The 21140-nt window shown below is 44.8% G+C and carries 17 protein-coding genes; 4 read left to right on the forward strand and 13 right to left on the reverse strand.

The genetic code is table 11. The features are described from left to right. Both W234_RS0100440 and W234_RS0100445 read right to left on the reverse strand, forming a co-directional pair. Positions 1-1020 carry an NADP-dependent oxidoreductase gene (locus W234_RS0100440; protein ID WP_037058517.1) on the reverse strand — a complete coding sequence of 340 codons (1020 nt, stop codon included), beginning with the start codon at positions 1018-1020 and terminating at the stop codon, positions 1-3. A 46-nt stretch (positions 1021-1066) separates the two neighbouring features. Continuing rightward, on the reverse strand, positions 1067-2872 hold the full coding sequence (locus W234_RS0100445; RefSeq protein ID WP_025643697.1) for an acyl-CoA dehydrogenase: 1806 nt from the start codon (positions 2870-2872) through the stop codon (positions 1067-1069). Positions 2873-3039: 167 nt separating this feature from the next. Between W234_RS0100445 and W234_RS0100450 the strand changes: the two genes are divergently transcribed. Further along, entirely contained in the window at positions 3040-4038 is a 999-nt protein-coding gene (locus W234_RS0100450) for a GlxA family transcriptional regulator (protein ID WP_025643698.1), read from the forward strand. Positions 4039-4103: 65 nt separating this feature from the next. Here the strand turns inward: W234_RS0100450 and W234_RS0100455 are convergent, their stop codons facing one another. The 3 genes from W234_RS0100455 to W234_RS13545 all read right to left on the reverse strand — a co-directional run bounded on the left by W234_RS0100455 (position 4104) and on the right by W234_RS13545 (position 6060). Further along, on the reverse strand, positions 4104-4961 hold the full coding sequence (locus W234_RS0100455) for a universal stress protein (RefSeq protein WP_025643699.1): 858 nt from the start codon (positions 4959-4961) through the stop codon (positions 4104-4106). Between the two features lie 106 nt (positions 4962-5067). After that, positions 5068-5643 carry a GNAT family N-acetyltransferase gene (locus tag W234_RS0100460; RefSeq protein WP_037058519.1) on the reverse strand — a complete coding sequence of 192 codons (576 nt, stop codon included), beginning with the start codon at positions 5641-5643 and terminating at the stop codon, positions 5068-5070. Positions 5644-5733: 90 nt separating this feature from the next. After that, on the reverse strand, positions 5734-6060 hold the full coding sequence (locus W234_RS13545; RefSeq protein ID WP_051397452.1) for a tautomerase family protein: 327 nt from the start codon (positions 6058-6060) through the stop codon (positions 5734-5736). 312 nt (positions 6061-6372) lie between these two features. Here W234_RS13545 and W234_RS0100470 point away from each other — a divergent pair, with 312 nt between their 5' ends. After that, positions 6373-7563: a glycerate kinase gene (locus W234_RS0100470; protein ID WP_025643701.1), complete on the forward strand. Its 1191-nt coding sequence runs from the start codon at positions 6373-6375 to the stop codon at positions 7561-7563. A gap of 115 nt (positions 7564-7678) precedes the next feature. Here W234_RS0100470 and W234_RS0100475 read toward each other — a convergent pair whose 3' ends face one another. The 7 genes from W234_RS0100475 to surE form a co-directional block, all read right to left on the reverse strand. Then, positions 7679-9211: an acetyl-CoA hydrolase/transferase family protein gene (locus W234_RS0100475; RefSeq protein WP_025643702.1), complete on the reverse strand. Its 1533-nt coding sequence runs from the start codon at positions 9209-9211 to the stop codon at positions 7679-7681. A gap of 121 nt (positions 9212-9332) precedes the next feature. Next, positions 9333-9773: a hypothetical protein gene (locus W234_RS0100480; RefSeq protein ID WP_037058521.1), complete on the reverse strand. Its 441-nt coding sequence runs from the start codon at positions 9771-9773 to the stop codon at positions 9333-9335. Positions 9774-9895: 122 nt separating this feature from the next. Beyond that, a complete protein-coding gene (locus W234_RS0100485) occupies positions 9896-10234 on the reverse strand; it encodes a RidA family protein (RefSeq protein ID WP_025643704.1) in 339 nt (112 codons plus the stop codon). A gap of 99 nt (positions 10235-10333) precedes the next feature. Further along, positions 10334-11596 (reverse strand): NAD(P)/FAD-dependent oxidoreductase, encoded by a 1263-nt coding sequence (locus tag W234_RS0100490; protein WP_025643706.1) that lies wholly within the window; start codon positions 11594-11596, stop codon positions 10334-10336. 328 nt (positions 11597-11924) lie between these two features. Then, positions 11925-14105: an ATP-dependent helicase gene (locus tag W234_RS0100495; protein WP_025643708.1), complete on the reverse strand. Its 2181-nt coding sequence runs from the start codon at positions 14103-14105 to the stop codon at positions 11925-11927. Positions 14106-14306: 201 nt separating this feature from the next. Next, entirely contained in the window at positions 14307-15104 is a 798-nt protein-coding gene (locus W234_RS0100500; RefSeq protein WP_025643710.1) for a peptidoglycan DD-metalloendopeptidase family protein, read from the reverse strand. 196 nt (positions 15105-15300) lie between these two features. Further along, positions 15301-16185 carry a 5'/3'-nucleotidase SurE gene (gene surE / locus W234_RS0100505; protein ID WP_025643712.1) on the reverse strand — a complete coding sequence of 295 codons (885 nt, stop codon included), beginning with the start codon at positions 16183-16185 and terminating at the stop codon, positions 15301-15303. Between the two features lie 468 nt (positions 16186-16653). Between surE and W234_RS0100510 the strand changes: the two genes are divergently transcribed. Further along, entirely contained in the window at positions 16654-17088 is a 435-nt protein-coding gene (locus W234_RS0100510) for an MCR_0457 family protein (protein ID WP_025643714.1), read from the forward strand. A gap of 569 nt (positions 17089-17657) precedes the next feature. Beyond that, complete coding sequence (locus W234_RS0100520; protein ID WP_025643715.1) at positions 17658-18824, forward strand: D-alanyl-D-alanine carboxypeptidase family protein; 1167 nt, start codon at positions 17658-17660, stop codon at positions 18822-18824. A 163-nt stretch (positions 18825-18987) separates the two neighbouring features. Here the strand turns inward: W234_RS0100520 and W234_RS0100525 are convergent, their stop codons facing one another. Next, complete coding sequence (locus tag W234_RS0100525; protein WP_025643716.1) at positions 18988-20952, reverse strand: sensor histidine kinase; 1965 nt, start codon at positions 20950-20952, stop codon at positions 18988-18990. Between the last annotated feature and the right edge of the window lie 188 nt (positions 20953-21140).

Genomic DNA, 21140 nt, shown 5'->3' on the forward strand with positions numbered 1-21140 from the left:
TTATTCCTTTACTTGTAAAATAAGTTTGCCAAAGTTTTCACCATTAAATAACATCATTAGCGTCTCTGGGAACGTCTCAATCCCTTTGACGATATGATCTTTTACCGTGATATCTCCTGCTTGAATCCAGCCGGCGATATCTTTCATCGCTACCGGGTACTCTTTGATATTATCAAACACGACGATGCCTTCCATACGCGCGCGATTGACCAGCAAAGATAGATAGTTGGCAGGGCCTTTGACCGCTGTCGTATTATTATACTGACTAATCGCACCGCAAATCACAATACGCGCATGGACATTAATTTGAGTTAAGACGTCATCTAGAATCTCACCACCGACGTTATCGAAATATACATCAACGCCGTCAGGACATGCTTGCTGAAGCGCTTTTTTGACGTTCTCGTTTTTGTAATCGACCGCGGCATCGAAGCCTAACTCATCAATCAAAAACTGACATTTCTCAGGACCACCGGCGATACCAACGACACGGCAGCCTTTGATTTTGGCGATTTGTCCAACTAGGCCGCCGACAGCTCCCGCCGCTCCTGAGACCACTACCGTCTCGCCAGCTTTGGGCTCGCCGGTCTTTAGCAGACCGAAATAGCCAGTCATTCCTGGCATACCGAGCACGCCAAGATAATAAGGCAGCGGCGCTAGATTCGGATCGACCTTATACAAACCCTTGCCATCACTGACCGCATAGGACTGCACACCGTTATGACCAGAGACGAAATCACCAACGTTGAATTTGTCGTTATTACTTTCGATGACTTCGCCAACCGTACCAGCACGCATGACATCGCCTATTTGCACCGGCTCAATGTAGGATTTGGCATCGTTTAACCAACCGCGCATCGCAGGATCAATAGAGATATAATCAATTCTAATTAAGATCTCGCCATCACCAATACTAGGTACTTCGGTCTCGGTATAGTCCCAAGTATCGCGGCTCGGTTTGCCTGTCGGTCTCTCTTTGAGTCGCCACTGCTTATTGATCGGTGTATTTTCAGCTGTCATTATTTATTCCTTTAAATTAATTTTGTGTTCGTGCCATTTATCGAGTCTAAAACCACTCTACTTCCATATCGGTACAGACTGAATTATCGTTGTTTAATAAGTCAATATCACGCTGAATCGTTGGCAACTCCCAGTCGATAAAGTATTTGGCCGCTTGAATTTTACCATGGTAGAAGTTTTGCTTATCGCTCGCCTGTTCCTGAGCCAATAGCTGCTCAGCTGTGCTTGCTTGACGAATCCACATCCAGCTCACCACGATTGAGGCAAAGATATTCATCAATGCTTGCGCGTTACCCGTCAATGTCAGCGCTTTTTCGGTCGGTAGTATTTTGCTTAAATGCACAAGCACTTCATGCAAATGCTCAGTGTAAGGCATCAGCTTGCCTGCGAGCTTCGCCGACTCAGGCGTCGTGATACTTTGCAAGTCATTAGTAATCTCACGCTTAAGAACTTGCATCCCTAAGCCTTGATTTTGCCAAATTTTACGAAATGACAAATCAAGCGCCTGTACGCCGTTCGTGCCTTCATGAATAGGGTTCAGACGGTTATCACGCCAGAATTGCTCGGCATGATATTCGCGTGTATATCCGGCGCCGCCTAATACCTGAATGCCTAAATCATTGGCTTTGGGCCCATACTCTGATGGCCAAGCTTTGATCACTGGCGTTAATAAATCTAATAATTCGGATAGCTCGTTCTGTAGCGTGTCATCATCGCTGGTATTGATACGGTCAATTAAGTTTGAGCCGTACAGACACAATGCTATTGCGCCTTCGGTATAAGCTTTTTGCGCAAGCAGCATCCGCTTGACATCGCCATGATTGATAATAGCCGTAGCGTCATGCTCAGGCTTATTGTTCGGAGCGATACGGCCTTGGGTTCTGTCTTTAGCATAATCAAGCGAGTACTGATAGCCACGATAGCCGATCATCGCCGCGCCAAAGCCGACACCGATACGCGCTTCATTCATCATCTTGAACATATAGCGTAGACCAAAGTGCGGCTCGCCGACTAGGTAACCATAACATTCGCCTTTATCACCGAAGCTCAGCGCGGTAGACGTCGTACCGCGGTAGCCAAGCTTATGCAGCAGCCCTGTCAAATGTACATCGTTACGCTCGCCGATGGAGCCATCCTCTTTTAAGCGATACTTCGGCACCACAAAGAGCGAGATGCCCTTCACGCCGGCAGGTCCGCCTGGGATTTTGGCCAGCACTAAATGCACAATATTGTCAGACAGCTCATGGTCGCCGCCTGAGATGTAGATTTTGCTGCCTTTAATGCGATATGAGCCGTCTTCTTGCTCGGTGGCAGTTGTTTTGATATCCGCTAGTGAAGAGCCCGCGTGCGGTTCGGTCAACGCCATCGTACCGGTGAACTCACCTGTCAGCATACGCGGCATAAAGGCATCTTTGACGTCCTCACTGGCAAAATGCGAGATAACATTGATCGCGGCTGTCGTCAAGAACGGATAAGCGGTAGTCGACGGATTCGCCGCCATAAAATAACCTGCGACTGCGGTCATTACCGTCTCAGGTAGCTGCATACCACCAACTTCAAAAGAGTAACGACCAGCGATAAAGCCGGAGTCACGAAAAGCATCAAAGGCGACTTTGACATCGTCGATCATGCTGACGGTTTTGCCATCGAACTGCGGCTCATCTTTGTCCGCGAGATGATTGTGCGGTAAAAACAAATCCGTCGCGATCTTATCTGCAGTATCTAGCACGGCATCAAAGGTTTCGCGGTTATGTTCTGAAAACTTAGTATGTTCAGTTAAACGCTCAACATCTAACACATCGTAGAGCTGGAAAGGTAGTTCATATTCGTTAATCAAAGTATCGGTCGCCATAATATTCCCTTGTTATTAAAGCTCATCATTAGCATTAGAGTAATCATAAGCTAAATTTTTGCTTTACCGTATTGTCATTTATGACATAATTGAGGTGAAAAACGACATTGGTATGACACTGGTATAAAGAGTGCCTGCATAATAATAGTCAATAAGGAGAGTAGCCAATGCCGCAAACCAAGCCCTATGAAGTGATTATCCTCGGATTTGATGGCGTGCTCGGTAGCGTGCTTTCAGGAGCGCTGGACTTGTTTTCTTTTACTGGCGTCAGCTGGCAGCGTTTTTTGGATTTAGAAGTAAAGCCAAAGTTTAAGGTGCAGATTGCAAGCCTTGGCGGTGTGGATATCACCGCCAGTAATCGGCTAGTGATTCAAGCACACTGCGATATCACTACAGTGAGCAAGTGTGACTTACTCCTTATCCCAACCATTGGCGACTCGATAGACAAGGTACTCAAACAAAACGCAAAGCTGCTACCGCATTTGCAGCGTTTGGACGCAACTGAGGCTGATATCGCAAGCAATTGTAGCGGCGCTTTTTTTCTAGCTGAGGCAGGACTCCTCGATGGCAAAACCGCGACTACCCATTGGGGCTACGCTGATAAATTTAAAAGTGATTACCCCTTAGTTGACTTACAAGACAATCAGTTTGTCACTCAATCAGGGAATATATTTTGCGCGGCAGGAGGGAGCGCTTTTTATGATTTAGCACTGCTACTCATTGAGCGTTATTGCGGCCGTGAGGTCTCAACGCAAGTAGCCAAGACTCAGATTATTGATAGCAAAAGAGGCAGTCAAAACAGCTATACCAACGTGACGCTGCATAAGCCGCACGGCGATACACTAGTCAAACAAGTGCAAGAGTATATCGAAAACAACTTCGCTCAGCCGCTACAAGTCAGTGATTTAGCTACCATTGTCAATGTCACGCCGCGTACGCTGAATAGACGCTTTCAGACCAGTATCGATATGCGCCCTATTGAATATATTCAAGCAGTGCGAATTGAGCAGGCCAAGAGGCTGCTTGAATCACAAGCCGTCACTATCAAGTCGCTTGCCTATCAGGTTGGCTATAGCGATCTTTCCTCATTTACCCGGCTTTTTAAGCGAGCGACCGAGCTGACGCCAAAGGAGTATCGAGATAAGTTTTCGCGGCTAGCGATTTAAAGACGAAGTCTTGCAAGCCGCAAATTTAGGTTTTATAGCTGTATTCAATATAGCTGATCCAAAAATTAACGCACTAAAATCACTGGCGAGACTGTACTCGCCAAAATCTCAGTCGTCGTACTGCCTAGGAACATCTGCTGCCACTTAGAATGACCATAAGCGCCAATCACCATAATATCGATATGATGTTCTAGTTGAAAATTGAGTAGGCCATTGACTGCATCGCCTTGCGGCAGATGGTGACAGTCAATACTATAGCCTGCATTTAGTAACTCTGCAGCTGCCGCGGATAGGCTATTTTTGGAAGTGCTATCGTGATTACCCACCATCACTAAGTGGCCTGGTAGCTTTTTTAGCACTTCGCTCTTAGCGATGCGTTTGATGACTTTGATAGCAGTTTTACTCGCGTCAAAAGCAATCATATAACTGCTTGGCTCTTGAAACGGCTCTGAACAAATCAAAATGGGTACATTCGATGCGCGCGCAACGGTTTCGATTTGACTGCCAATATTGATGCGGCTATTTTTGTGGTCCTCACCGCGGCGCCCCATGACGATCGCGCGGTTCATATCACTGAAATGCTCGATAGCAGGTAATAGCTTGCTATGACGCTGATAGATATCAACGGCGACATCGAAATGGCTATTGATATAGCTTTTTGCGTCATTCACCAAGGCGGCGCTATAATTGTTAGCCACCTTGGCTCGGCGTTCATCTATCTCCGACAACTCCTGTAATAGAATCTGACGACTGTCAACGCCAATGCTCCCTGAGAGGTCACGCCTAACTGAGGCTGGCACTTCGATTGTATTCAACAAAGCAACCGGCAGACTCAGCCGATTAGCGTACCATGCGGCGTAACCACAAATGGACTCGGTCACTGCCGAGCCATCAATACAAGCTAAAATATGTTGCGTCGCCATAATTTATCCTTAAATACGCTGAGTGCATTATCCTAATATTGATACTCATATTTATAGCAGATTATTAACCCGTATTGATAGTATTTCTAAAATTTAAAACAAATATCTAATCTCTGATTTGTAATTGCTGCCAGTCTTCTCGGCTTATTCTATATAGTACATGCGGCGCAAGCGGATGATTGGCATTTAACATAGGGTGATCAAAGACCTGATTAGTATTAGTCATTCCTAAGCGCTGCATCAGGCGCTGTGACGGCTGATTGCTTATAGCGGTAAAGGCGACTACTTCCTCAAGAGCTAAGACGTCAAAAGCGTATTTTAGCGCCGCCTGTGCGGCCTCTAACGCGTAGCCGTTACGCCAATAGTCTTTATGCAGGCGCCATGCAATCTCTACACCTGTAAAAGGCATATCGGCGTGAATTTGGTTTAACCCCACCATGCCAATAAAGGTATCAGCAGCACCCTCTTTAAGACTAACGGCCCAAAACCCCCAGCCGTTATCCTCAATCAGTTGTTGGCATTTATTGGCGATGAGATTACTTGTCTGTTTAGAGAGTACCTTAGGAAAATACTGCATGACTTCGCTATCTGCATTCATCTCGGCAAAAACTGGCAAATCACTAGGCTGCCATTGCCTTAACAGCAAACGTTCGGTTGCTAGCGTCGCAGTCGGTTTTATCATAGTTTGAAACCGCAATTAAGGTGGGTTTTGGGCTAGAGGAAGAATGGACTAAAAAATTATAGATAAATTGTTTACACCGTTTGAATCGCTTTAAACACTGACTCTATAACTCAAATCACCCGCCTCATCACCCGTCATTCCACGAAAACCCCAACAATGCGCAGGCTGCTCTTTAATGGTAATCTCAACATCGATCGTCTTGATACCAAGCTGAGATTCAATCTGCTGAAATAACGTTTTGATGAGCGCTTTTTGCGTAGCCATCGTCCGCCCTGCCATCATGTTGATTTCGATGACGGTATAAGCCGCTGACCGATCACTAGGATAATAAAAATCTTCCGCATTAAGCGGTACAAAACGCTGAGCCTTTTTGCCTTCTGGCATCCCTAGTACCGACTGCATACAGTAAGGTAGCAATAGTCATAAAATCATCCTTGATAGTGGTATATTAACGGTAAAAAGTAAGTACGTTCAGTTTGTCATCCACTCTTTACTACAAATAACTTCTTTAGCTAAAAACAAAGCAGACAAACATAGTTGCAAAAATAGCTGGGTTAAGCAATAACGATCTATACAACCTTAAGGTCACATTAAACTCAATAAAACTCTAAGACAATAAGCTCATTATATATTGAGAAAACTTCAAAAAAAGTAACGTAAGCTAAATAAACCGCTATGGTAGCAGATAGACTATTATTATGGTCTAAATAATACGCTTAGAGGTCAGCTATGAACATCTTAATTGCGCCCGACTCCTTTAAACAAAGTCTTGAAGCTTTAGAGGTCTGCCGGGCTATCGAATCTGGGTTTAGGCAAGTATTTACGGATGCTACCTACACGCTACTACCAATGGCTGATGGCGGCGAAGGCACTACTGCAGCGCTATCCTACGCGCTTGAGGGGCGCTGGATAACGACCAAGGTGCATGACCCTTTAATGAGAGCTGTTGATGCAAATTACTTGCTGCTAGCGGATAACACCGCGGTGATAGAAATTGCAGAAGCTTGCGGTTTAGCCTTATTGACGAGTGCCGAGCAAAACCCCTTAATAACGAGTAGCTACGGCGTAGGTGAACTTATCTTAGATGCGTTAGAGAACGGTGCACAGCGCTTTATCATAGGTTTGGGCGGTAGCGCTACTAATGACGCAGGCCTTGGTATGCTTATGGCTTTAGGCGTTAGATTTTATGATGCGAATGATAATGCGTTAACCCAAGGCGGCGCGCAATTAGCCAATGTGCAGCGTATCGATACCTCTACCTTACACCCAAAAACTAAAGCGTTACTGGCACAAAGTACGCGCCCTTTTGCAGTCGCCTGTGATGTAACTAACCCTCTATGCGGCGTCAATGGAGCTAGTGCTGTCTTCGGTCCACAAAAGGGCGGGAGCGACAAGCAAGTCGCTATTTTAGATAAAGCACTAGCGCATTTTGCCCATATTTATACGCAGCAGAACATGCAAGATGATAATGATGACTATCAAAAAGTAGCAGGTGCTGGAGCGGCAGGTGGATTAGGGTTTGCGTTTATGGCTTTTCTTGATTCAGAGCTGCAATCCGGCTTTGATCTTATCGCTAAGGCTACGCGTTTATCAGCGCATATTGCTAAGGCTGACTTGGTCATTACTGGAGAAGGAAAGCTCGATGCTCAGACCATGATGGGGAAAGTCGCTAATGGTGTTGGCCTGATGGCAAAAGCGCAAAATAAACCGGTCATCGCAATCTGCGGTGCGGTTGACCATGAGGACTATCATAAAAGCGCTCATAATGAATCTGCCATGAACACTTTGTTCGCTGTGGTCATGCCTAGTATTCAGCAGCTTGCGCCTATTGATGAGGTATTCAATAGCGCTTATACCAATATCGAGACCACTGCTCTAAATCTTGCCGCAGCGATGTGTTTAGGGGAAAAACTGAACTAGGCCGCTGCTAGTCAGACTTTTAGTAGCGCATCCAAAAACAGTCTTATAAAAAAAACACCCCTTAGCTATGCAATAACCAAGGGGTGTTTGTTACTCAGGTTTATACTAAAAAAACTTACTTAATGCGCATATCACCCGTCTCAACGAAACGCTGATGCCAAGACAAAGACTCTTCTAAGATATGCGGCGTTTGCATGCCGGCCTTTTCAGCGGCAGAAGCACGATCGAAGTAATCTTGCAGCATCGGACGATAGTCTGGATGCGCGCAATTATCGATAATGGCTTGCGCGCGCTGACGTGGCGCTAAACCGCGTAGATCGGCCAAGCCCTGCTCAGTGACGATTACCATGACGTCATGCTCAGTGTGATCATGATGCGAGACCATCGGCGTAATACAAGAAATAGCGCCGTCTTTCGCCGTTGACGGGCTGACAAAGAACGAAGTGTAAGCGTTACGGGCAAAGTCTCCTGAACCACCTAGGCCGTTCATCATGCTCGTACCCATAACGTGAGTCGAGTTGACGTTGCCATACAGATCGCACTCAATCATCGCATTGATCGCAAGCACACCTAGGCGACGTGAGACCTCAGGATGGTTGGTAATCTCTTGTGGACGTAGTACGATGCGCGCGCGCAGCTCTTCGATATTGGCATTAAAAGTCTCTAGCGCTACTGGGCTTAACGATAGCGCTGTCGCCGAAGCCATCGTCATTTTACCAGACATAATCAGATCGAGCATACCGTCTTGTAGTACTTCGGTATAACCGGTTAAGTTCTCGAACGGACTATTCTCAAGTCCAGCTAGTACTGCATTAGCGACGTTACCGACGCCTGATTGGATCGGTAGTAGATTCTTCGGCATGCGGCCTTTTTTGACTTCCTCATGGAAAAAATCAATGATGTGGCTGGCGATTTTGTTTGATTTTTCGTCCGGATCAGCGAACTTACTGTTACGATCTGGCGAGTCAGTTAATACCACAGCGACCACTTTATCTAAATCGCAATGTAAGTAGGGCACACCAATGCGGCCACCTGGAGTGACTAGCGGAATTGGCTTACGATTGGGCGGCATACCGATATCGTTAAAGACATCATGCATACCCTCAAGCATTAAGCTCTGCTGAGCATTAACTTCTAGGATAATCTTATCGGCATTTTCAAGCCAAGCATTACTCGTACCAATTGAGGTCGATGGAATCAGGCGACCGTCAGGCAAGATACCAGCCACTTCTACCACCGCCATATGCATATCACCATAAAAGCCTATGGTGCTTTGCTGAGCGACGTGTGATAAGTGCATATCAAAATAAAAGGCTTTACCCGCGTTGATTTGCTTACGCAAGGCTGGCTCTGATTGATACGGCGTACGCCATTTGATGCCGTTAGCCTCTGCTAATACGCCGTCACATTCGGTAGCAGTAGAGGCGCCCGTTAATAAACCAATTTGAAAGTCTTCACCGCGAGCGTGCGCCGCTTCCATGTGCTTAGCAAGGGCAGCTGGAATAGCTTTTGGATAGCCCGCCCCTGTAAATCCGCTCATACCAACATTCATATCGTTTTTGATAAAGCGAGCTGCTTCCTCAGCCGACATGATTTTTTTGTTTAGTCCTTCGTGCAGTACGCGACCTTCATGATTCATTGAACTCATATTATTTTCCTTCAACTTCCTTATTAAATTAAACTCTTAATACAGTAATAAGAGCGTGTAAAAACAACGCTACAAATGCAGCGTCCGTTTCATATTGAAAAACTAAGTCCTGGCTGTAGTATCAATCTTGCTTTGCTAACAAGGTCGTTAGCAGCTCATCGATTTCAACCTTAAATTCTTTATCTTCGCTTTTATTCGCGGCGATTTTAGCATTCTGCAGATTTTCGATAGCTTTATCGGTTTGATTTAATTCAATTTGCAAAACTGCCATCGAAAAAGCTATCGAAGCTAAGTGATCCTTGGCATTGATAGCTTGCGCTTTGGCTAGTGCTTTATCATAAATAATAAGTGCTGCATCAAGATCTTCGGTAAAATCTGCCAATGTCTCCCACTGCTCGGGATGATCTTTATCCGTATCTTCATTGTCCACACAGAGCGCTTTTAGCTCAGCATAAAACCCGTCAAAGGCGGCTTGATCGCCTATTCGGTCTGCTTCTAACAGCTCTTCAGCTAACAGATAGATAGCCTTATAAATCTTCGTATTGATTTTGCGATTGCTCATCAGCGGGACTCTTAACTCTGTAACTCAGGATAGATGACTTTAGTGTCAACTCTTTTAGTAGAAGTCGCTTTATTAAAAAAGACAGGATAGCCGGTATCATGTCTTTTCAGCTCAGCTGCTGCCTACTCAGCTGCGATAGCGATCATCTCAACGAGTAACTCGGGGCGCGCAAGAGCGGACTCACCGCAAGCACGAGCTGGTGGCTGCACCCCTTCAAACCACTTATCATAAACCTCATTCATCGCGGCAAAGTCTGCCATATCCTTAATCCACACGGTCACCGAGAGAAGTTTGGATTTGTCACTACCGACTTCGTTGAGTAAGCTCTCAATCTTCTCTAAGCAAGTGAGCGTTTGCGCTTTGATATCGTCTTCCGCGTTGCCGACTTGACCACACAGATAAATGGTCTGATTGTGAATGACGGTTCTGCTCATACGCTGAGTGCTATGGAGCTTCTTAATCATGGGTTGTCCTTAAGTTATTAAGCAAAATTTATTGAGCAGATGATTAAAACACCAGTCATCAATAGGGCAAGCCAAATGGCGGCTAAAAATATAGCGTTATTTTTTGGTGAAACGCTGAGCATTAAATGGCGCAACATCGACAGTCAACGGCTTATTATGGATCAGCTCTTCAACTAGGCGACCAGTGATAGGCCCTAACGTGAAACCTTGGTGACTGTGCCCAAAAGCAAACCATAACTTGTCGTGCTTATCGGCAGGTCCGATAACCGGTTTCATATCTGGCATACAAGGACGCGAGCCGGCCCACGCCTCGCTCTCTACCGCGTCTTCTAAAGGTAGAATTTTGCGAGCCAGCTTGAGTACGGTCTTGAGTTGCCCGAAGTTCTTTGGCGCGTTCATCGTCGTCATCTCAGCGCCCGTCGTGATACGAATGCCTTGCTGCATTGGCCCCATGACAAAGCCTTTATCCATATCGAACATACTATGATGAATGGTATTTTTTTCATGGAGTTTAAAATGCTGATGATAGCCGCGCATAGGGAATAGTGGCAGAGTATAGCCCAGTGGTTTGATCAGCTCATTGGACCAAGGACCTGCAGCAATGACCAGATTATCACTATAGTAAGTGTCGGTATCAGTGACCACTTTCCAGCCCTGAGCCTCATTACTGTTGTCAGGCTGAATCTCGGTGACATTGCTCTCAAGTATCGAGCCGCCCATCTGCTCGAAGTTCTTAGCGTAAGCTTTGACTAGGAAGCTTGGGTTAGACACCTGCCAAGAGTTTAACCAATGAATAGCGCCGACAAAACCGTCAAAATTAGCATTTGGTTCTAAGGCTTTTAACTCTTCTAAGCTGAGTACTTTATGCTCTACGCCTTGCGCGCGGTCGACTTCAGCGGTATCGGCAGCGGCTTTTAGTGTCTCTTTTGAGCGATGCAGCTGCAACCAACCATCACGAGTGATAAGCTCATCAGCGCCAGATGCCTCAATCATCGTTTGATGCTCGCTAGTACAATGCGCAATCAAGGTTTGCCATTCACTCTCAATCTTCTTGACTGAGGCCGGCGATGAGTACTTCCAGTACTGTAATAGCGCCTGATGGTAACGCAGAATAGCCGGAACTCGGTAGCGTATATCGGTGCCTTGATTGGGCAGGACGCGAAACACTTCAGTAATCTGACGCGGAAAAGGATGGGTATGGATAGCTTCGCGTTGAATAAGACCAGCATTACCATACGAGGTCTCAAGACCTGGCAGCTTTCTGTCGAGCATTAGTACTTTAGAATTGTTCTTTTGTAGATGCCAAGCAGTTGAGGTGCCGACCATGCCCGCACCAATAACAATAACGTCATAACGCATAACATACCTTTCAAATAGTAAAAACCATGCCGTAGTAGCAGTTTTAAGGTAGATGAGACAGAAAATTTAAAGTGGTTATGGTAACGCATTATAGCGAATATTAAAGCACTAATTAACAATAAATTTTTCAATGAATTACTTTTAGTTATATATAACTATAAATCTAATAACTTAAAGATATTCTAGCTATTGTTTTAAGTGTATTTGAGCAGTATTTGGTCAGTATCTAAATAGTATTGGCATTAAAAATAGTGAGTTTTTATTGCTAAATAATAAACAAGTAAAGTATAGAACTAAGCTTATAGAGCACGGTATAAAAACACCTATTCTACCACCATACTGGATCAGCACTCGCCAGCGCCGCGAGCCCTTTTAGTGATGACTTCACCTCGACCTTATCTGCGGGCAGCTCGGCGATAAACCTTGAGGGCTTATCAAAATAGCCAGAATAACTGGCGAAGTAATCCGGCGCGGTTAAGTAGAGTTTGTTTTTGGCACGGCTGCAGGCCACATAAAACAGCTTACGCTCCTCTTCTAACTCCTCAAAATCATCTAAAGATCGATGATGCGGCGTCATGCCATCAACAAGTGAATTGACAAACACTATCGGCCATTCAAGTCCTTTAGCGCTATGAATGGTTGAGATAGTAACCTTATCATTGTCATCGTCCTCAGGCTTATCGGCCGCTGCGACAGAGTCATTGGGCGGATCAAGCGCTAGGTTTTCTAGGAAGTCATCGAGACTATTGTGCTCATTGGCTAGGTTTTTTAGCACGCGAAAGTCCTCACTCCGCTCGCGCCAATTCTCCTCGGCCGTCTTTAAAATAGGAATGTAAAACTCTAAAATCAGCTCAATAGTCGTCGCGACCGACTGCGCTTGTTGCGCTTTACTTAGAGTCATATATAACGGCTCAAGCTGCGGACTTTTTTTACTAAATTTCGGTAATAACAGCGGCTCAAACGAGTTGTCAGCGCCATTGATAGCTTGTGTGAGACGCGTGGCGGTGACCGCCCCTACCCCTTTAAACAAGGTCAATATACGGTGCCAAGCAATGGTGTCGTTGGGGTTATACAGGATCTTGATAAAGGCAAGGACGTCTTTGACATGGCGACGCTCAACGAACTTGATGCCGCCGACAACAATAAACGGAATACCGCGCTCCATAAACTCCAGCTGCACGTAGTTGGACTGAAAAGAGGTGCGGCACAGTACCGCATAATCGCTGTAATCATAGTCGGCTTTGTGCGCGGCGATTGTATCGGCGATATATTTCGCCTCTTTTGTCTCATCACTAGCGCGGCTAAAGACCGGCTTATCACCGGTTATGCTAGCGTTTGAATAAAGTTGCTTTTGATAGCCCAAGGTGATTTGCGCAGATAAGGCATTGACATAGTCGAGCACGGCTGGGGTGCTACGATAGTTTTGCTCAAGCTTAATCAGTTTCGCCTCAGGGTAAGTCTCGCCAAAGAGTAGGATATTCTCGTAATTAGCGCCGCGAAAGGCATAGATACTTTGATTGTCGTCACCGACGACCATCAGTGATACTGAGGCCGGGGCGCAGATCAGATCGATCAGCTGCTTTTGCGGAATATTAGTATCTTGATATTCATCGACCATCACGTAGCGATAACTCTCTTGTAGCAGCTGGCGAAACTTATCATTGGTTTTTAGATGACGCACCACTTGACTGATAATATCATCAAAATCGTATAAGTGATTGGCACGCTTATACTCATGAAAATCAATCGCCAATTGCTCGATGATCGGAATATGTATGGCGATATCAGGATAATTGTCCTCAACCAGCTCAGAGATAGGGATACGCCGATTTCTAGAGGTCGAAAACAGATTTTGTAAGGTGCGCTTACGCGGAAACGCTTGTTTCTTGGTTTGCACCGGGTACTTTTTTTCTTTGTATATCAGATCTATAGCGTCCTCGCTATCGCCAGTATCCAAAATTGTAAAGCGCGGATTGATACCGAGCAAACCTGAATACTGACGCAGCAGCCTGTTGCAGAACGAATGAAACGTGCCGCTAGTGATATCGTTAAGCGCTTTGCTAGTTGGTGCTATATGAGTAGACAGAGCATCTTCAGATAACTGCTCATCCGTCAGGCTATTGGTTAACAAGGCTTTAGCGCGGCTTTTGATCTCATTTGCTGCTTTACGGGTAAAAGTTAAGAGCAGGATTTGCTTTGCTGCAACGCCGTTCTCGAGCAAATAACTGGTACGGTAAGTGAGAGTTTTGGTTTTGCCGGAGCCGGCTCCCGCGATCACAAGTACTTTACCCTCGATAGTCGTTGCTGCTAACAGCTGATTGAGATTGAGCTCACTGGCATAATCAACTTTCAACTCACTGCTCATAACGATATCAGTATCGCTATCGGCGTCAATCAAATTAGCCTCAAGCTTTTTTATCGCTTGTTGCAGCTGCTCGAGTTTGGGTTTGATATCAGCGAAGTTTTGCGGATAGTGATAAGTTTCAGTATTAAAGACAGTGGTTTGCATGATTGGCAATACCCTTTTGCTTAGTCGTTTTGGCTCTATAGCTCTATGATTTGGCTTGACGATGTTTTAGAGTTTGGTCTTATACTTTTGGTCTTTACTATAGCGCTCAATATGAAAAGCTGATCATCAATACTATCAATGACCAGCTCCAAAACCAATAACTAGAAATAATCAACAACCATAATTAAAACTACGCTGATATTAACGTCCTAGTACGGCACGCGGATCGATAGGATTACCATTGAGACGCACTTGGAACTCTAGGCCAACTTGATTGGTCTGCCCGCTGCTACCCATCGTTGCGATACGTTGTCCGCTTTGGACTTGCTCGCCCTCGCTTACTAACAGCTGACTATTATGAGCATAAGCGGTAATGTAGTTATCGCTATGACGAATCATAATCAAGTTACCATATTCTTCTAGCCCATTACCTGCATAAAGCACGGTACCGCTTTGGCTTGCCTGCACCGGATCGCCCTCTTGGCCTGCAAACCACATACCCATATTACCGCCTGCTGCATCAAAATTGCGGATGACTTGGTTTTGGCTAGGATATAGGTAGCCTGAGGTAGAAGTGGCTGTGTTCTGATAAGCTGGCACTGTAGAAGGCGCTGGTACAGGATTAGGGTTGTACGTTGGACGAGATTGGACAGGCTGACGATTGTTGACATTATAAGTAGTATTAGTAGCCGCTTGACTGCCTTGCCAAAGCTTGAGCCACTGACCACTATAGATCGTGTATTTACTATCTAGGTTATTAATCGCGCCGATTTGACGATAGTTCAGACCATAGCGCTGTGCAATTTGACTGACAGTATCGCCGCGCTTAACCAGATGATAATTAGGCACGCCTTGGCTATTGGTGACAATCGTGGGACCGGCAGCGCTGCTGCTCTGATAAGTCGGTTTGGTCGCGCAGCCGCTCATAGCCAGCGTCGCTACGCTCAATGAGCTAACAAGGGCGGTGGTTAGTGTTGACTTACGAGTAAGCTTCTTCATAAAATTTTCCTATAGTTCATGTACGCCATGCTCTTCATGGACAGGATGGACAGGCTATAAATTAATGATTAAACGGCAATTAAACGGACAAGTGCTTATAGTGATGAATACTCATGTTTACTGATATTTCGATTGCTGATAGTTTGGTTACTACTATTGTTATGAGCGCTAATCAGGCACAAGTGCAGCATCGCTTTTATAGTGCTAAAGTCGATAACGTCTCTAAGCTCTCAAGCGGTGTATGGTGCAATCTGACCGGTGACAAGCTCACATACCGCTCTGCCAACGCCTGAGCATCGGTAACATTATTGGTAATATCGTGATTATTGTGACGCTGATTCGCTGCAGTTGATCGTGCTAAGCTTGTTTGCGTTTCTGCAGTCGCTTCGTTTAACTCAGTCTCTAGCGGCGTGTGCGTCGACTTACGCAAGCACAGCCAATAAGCATCGCGGCCGCGTGGATCGATGATATGATGTACCGGTTTGGCAATCTGGCTATGGGTCAAGCAAGTCAGCCTACGCCCTTGGATATCACTCGCCTGCTCAACATCAGGAATATTGACGTTGAGCACATGATACGGCATGGCTTTGAGCGCAGTTAGGATACTCGTCTCAGTGATAAGCTTGACGATCTCTGCAGCGGCTATGGTATAGTGACTTGCTTCATCATCGAGACTACCTTGATCCGCATTACTAGCGCCGCCTGCCAGTGAGGTTGCAATAGCAGGCACGCCGAAGACTTGAGCCGTTAACGCAGCGCCAAAGGTACCAGAGAATAAGACGTCTTGACCAAGGTTGGCTCCAGAATTAATCCCAGTAATGACGCAGTCGAAGCTCACACCACAGTAGAGCTCATGCAGCGCCAAGTATATACAATCAGCCGGCGTGCCATTAACAGCGATAAACCCTAGAGCGGTTTTTTGGGTATATAAAGGTTGGGTGATACGTAAGGCACTAGCAGAACCGCTTTGCTCAGAATCAGGCGCGACCACGTACACCTCTGCAATCTCAGAGAGCGCACGATATAACGCCAATAACCCTGGAGCATGTACCCCGTCATCATTACTAATCAAAAACTTCATATTGGCTGAACATACCTAATAGGGTTTGGTGAGTCATAACTTGTACTATTTATTTTTATAAAATAACGCTATCCTTGCCGCATCAAACCAATAGTTGAATAAAGCAAAGAGTCAAAACATAGCGCTATTATAATATAAAATGACAAACTAAGGCTTTATCCTTGAGATGTCAAATAGATTGAGCGAGTAAATTTTTAGCGACTCTAGCAGCTATACTAAGAGCCCCTACTCTTCGATCTAATATTTGGCCTATGGATAGATTAAATCTCGATAAACATGATGTAAGATAACAATAATAAGCTACCGGTTAATGTTAGGGTAACCTATTTAAATATACTACCGCTATGTTGCTATAAAACGCCTTTAGCTCACAATACATCTACAGATCGACTCATATTTTATGTGACATTTTATGCTTTTACTATTACCATGATACCACTCAATAATGTTAAGCGAGCGTGATACCGGATGACTAATAAATTGATATTCTCTACTCTTTTTGTTGCCAAAAAAATGGCTTCTAAAGTTGGCATTGCCAGTCTCATCATGTCCGCTGCGATGTTGTCCCAAGTTAGCCAAGCAGCCGATAATGTAGCCACTACTATTCCTCTTGATATGTCTGGCATGAATATTACCAAGCATGAAATTGCGGTTATGCAAGTACTATCTGAGATCTGCCCCTCGATGCTCAATGGTCAGCAAAAACAGCGCTTTTATAAGTCTTATAACGTACAGCTTCAAGAGCTGATGCCTACATTAGAAGACCCTAAAGCTGCTATTCAATATTTATCTACTCAGCAAGACTACCGTCAAATCCTACAAGGTATTCGCAGTTGGACGATGGGGTTTTCAAAAAGTGAAAACAAAGCACTTTGCCAAGATTTAGCTGATGCCCCTTATTAATGTCTTTATCATTCAAATACTTTGAGATAGATATTGCATCGTACTGATGACGATTTATGTTTTTAGCAACTTGATCAATGACTACCCAATTGGCGATTACTCAAAAAAGCTTGTCGGCGCTACTCTCAACTTTTGAGACGCGCTGCAAGCTTTTGTTGTTTTATAGCTGACTGCTTTTTTAGGCTTGTAGACAAGAAGCTGTTTTTAGCCTCATAAAGTCTCGGCAATACTAAAGCCTTATTGACTAAACCTGATAAATTTAATCAATACCGCTATCTACTATTGCCGCTTATAGGTTTTTCGATTATTCTTGCAAGCAGCAGTCGCTATCACTGCTATCGCTAAGCGGGTTATGGCGCTATGATAGCTCTGATATAGCTTTTTTAGCACTTCCTAAACAAGCCCATATTCTTTGTTTTATCGCCCTTATCATACTAGATTTTGTGCTCTATACTCACTGTATGGTTATGATAAGGGTTCATTTAATGTCTATTCAAAGCAGCTTGCAGACGGTTTTGCGGTTCATTTACGATAGATACTTTTGGTTTTATGATGTGGTGTAATAATTTATGACAGTTAAGCGTGTAAAACAACAGCTTGTACAATTAGTAATCGGTGTTAGTGTTTCAATCGGTGCAGTAGCCGCCAATGCCGCCATCCAACCACCGACCATGGACAATACCGCTTACGTATTGATGGATTACAACACCGGCGAGATATTGGCACAGAAAAACGCCAACCAGCCATTGCCTCCCGCTTCATTGACCAAAATGATGACCAGTTACATCATTGAGCAGCGTCTGGCTTCAGGCGACTTGAGCGAAGATGAGCAAGTGCTGATGAGTGAAAATGCTTGGTGCCGCGGCAGTAGCAGCCAGTCTTGTATGTATGTGCCGGTGAATCAAACAGCCAGCGTTATCGATATGCTGCGCGGAATCATTATTCAATCGGGTAATGATGCCTCAAAGGCTATGGCCGAGCACATTGCGGGTAGTGAATCTTCGTTTGCGATTTTGATGAATGAGCAAGCGCAAAAACTAGGTATGGAAAATACCAACTTCATGAACTCCACTGGTATGCCAGATGAAGGTCATGAGGCTTCTGCACTAGATTTAGCTAAGCTTGCCCGCGCTATCATAAAAAATAGCGGCGAATACTATGATCTGTATGCTGAAAAAGAGTTTACTTATAATGGCATCACCCAAGGCAACCGTAACGCCTTACTCGCTACAGACCCTACTGTCGATGGTCTAAAGACCGGTCATACCAATGCAGCCGGTTACTGCTTAGTTGCATCAAGCGAGCGTGATGATATGCGTCTAATATCAGTAATCATGGGTACTAAGAGTGCACAAGATCGAGCTGATCAGTCGCGCGAGTTACTCAATTGGGGCTATGGTCATTTTACTACCGTCACCAAAGCCCCGGCGGGTCAATTCGTCAGCAAGATACCTGTCTGGTTCGGTGAAGCAGAAGAGATTGAGCTTGCAACCGCAGACAACCTAAAAATACTAACGACTAAAACACAAAAAAATAAAATCACCACCGTGGTTGATATTCCAGAGAGTTTAGAGGCGCCTATCACTAAAGGCCAAGAAGTCGGTAAAATGATGGCAGTCATTGAAGGCAAGGCCGTAGCTTCGACCCCTATTATTGCTACTAATGATGTAGAACAATCTGGATTTTTTAGTCGTATGTGGCAACATGTAGTACGCTGGGCACAGAACTTATTTTAATCTGTAACGGCGGACTATATGGAATCTTAGTCAAGTATTGACTTGACTGTAATATCAAAAAACGATAAAAAACGATAAAAAACGATAAAGAAAATAGACGCTATACTCTTTTCAAAGGCCAGACTTTATCGGCTTAGCTTTTAAAAAACTTAGCCTTTGAAAATCAGTAGCTAGCGTCTTTTTTTATCAACTTATAGAGTGTTTTACTGTTCTCAGTAGCCGGATAGCAGAAGTCTACCCCTGCAGCTTTCAGTGAGTATTCAAAATTATCTAAATTATCTTGCTTGTGCGGCGGATACCAATAAATAATTAATACTCGGTAGCGACTTTCTTCAGCGCGTATCAGCCGCGCCATTTGTATTGCCTTTTCTGGTAGCACCTCTTGGGTGATCATCACCATATCTACTTGAGTCTTACTGAGTTTTTGTAGGACTGATAATTCATGCTGCTTGGCACTGACTGTCGCACCAAAGCCGCGTAGCTGCTCAGCTAACACTCCTATATCCTCATTATAGTAACAAAGGATACTTAACCCGGCGAATGGCTTTTGCGAATAGCGCGACTGACTTTGATAAACGCTTTGTAGCGGGAGAATCACGGTAAATTGACTACCTACATTGGGCTCACTTGCAACGTCGATGGACCCTCCAAGTAGCTGTACAATCTGTGATAGCACCGGCAAGCCCAGGCCTACACCTTCATAGTGCCGAGTACCACTAGGATCGACCTGAAAAAACGGCGTGAAAATATCCTCAAAATACTTATTATCAATACCGATCCCTGTATCTTTCACCTTAATCTCCCAGCGCACACTAGTATTAAAATGCGTCAGCTGCGACTCAACGCTGATCTCACCACTGTCGGTGAATTTAATAGCGTTTTCAAGCAAAGTGGTCAGTATCTGCTTAATTTTATCGGCATCGCCTTTAAGCTTATAATCAATGTGATGAATGCGGCTAGTCAGCTCAAGTTCCTTTTGTTTTGCCACTTCCTCAAACTCAGTAAACAAGTCTGATAATAGCTGCAAGGGATTAAACTCAGTCACATGAATACTCATCTGACCTTTTTCTATTCTATTGAGCTGAATGATTTGCTCAATCGTTGCCTCTAAACGCTGACTGCCTTTATGAATAATGGATAACGAATCTTTTTGCTCAGCACTAGCATACTGGCTCTCTAATAGCTGTAAGCCGCCCGCGATAGCATTCAGCGAGGTTTTAAGCTCATGAGTAATCATACTCTGAAAACTATTGCGCTGCGTGTTGAGAGACAGGTCTTTATTATGTAACTGCTGCTCATAGGCTGCTAGAGAACGAAGCTTATCTTCCAGCACTTTTGAGCGATTAAATAAACTCGCCAATGCCAGCCTCATATCTCTAGTTTCTTTAAAGCTCAAGCGTTGCTGGATTACCGGTAGCTGCTCGGCGTCTGGGTTACTGACAACGATCTGACACACTTTGGCTAATTCCGTCGCACTATCGGCGACCCAAGTTAAACGGCGCAGCAGCAGCAACATACTGATGATTGTCGCGCCAATAATAATAAATAATAGCCAAGCGTTTTGATACAACCATTCGCTTCGTAGTTTATGGATATCTAAAGTGATATTAAGATACCCAATCAAGACGTCTTGCGCTCCTAGAGGACTACTCTCTACTACGCTGCCACTGTTTACCCCATCGCTAGTACTAGTATCTATGCCACTGTTTGTCGCTGAGGGCTGATAGTAGCTACTCGTGCTCAGATAGCGACTGGTCACTGGCTCATTAAAGCTCATACTATCGGCAAACCAAGCATTATACCAATCACGGTTTTGCTGCTCGATATCGATTTTATCGAGCGCTAATACAGGTGAGTCAGAAGAGTAAAACACGATACTGCTAAGCGTAGGGTCGCCGGCTAGCAAGATATCAACTTGCTGTGCCACTAGGCTTGCACCGTCTACAGTCGAGGCGCTATTGACGAGTAGCTCTGATAACTGCTGTACTTGCAGACGTTGCTGCTTATAGTGCTGCACAAAGCCATAATAAAAAGACAAAAAGGACATCACGATAGCAATCAGCAACACGGCTTGAAAAACCGTGCGCCGAATAAGGGAAGAAACAGTTACTGAGGAGGGGTTACTCATATTACTCACTTGAGTCAAAAGAGCTTAGAGATCTAAGCGCTGACGATACAGCGCACGGTTATCAATCTGTCATACGCTCTATCATAAAATAAAAAGGCAAGGAATACGAATGACTCCTTGCCTTAACGAGCGCCTTTTGTTTATTACCAAGCTTCTAGCTATCAGCTATCAGCTATCAGCTATCAGCT

The sequence above is a fragment of the Psychrobacter sp. TB15 genome, from assembly GCF_000511655.1.
Classification (GTDB): Bacteria; Pseudomonadota; Gammaproteobacteria; order Pseudomonadales; family Moraxellaceae; genus Psychrobacter; species Psychrobacter submarinus.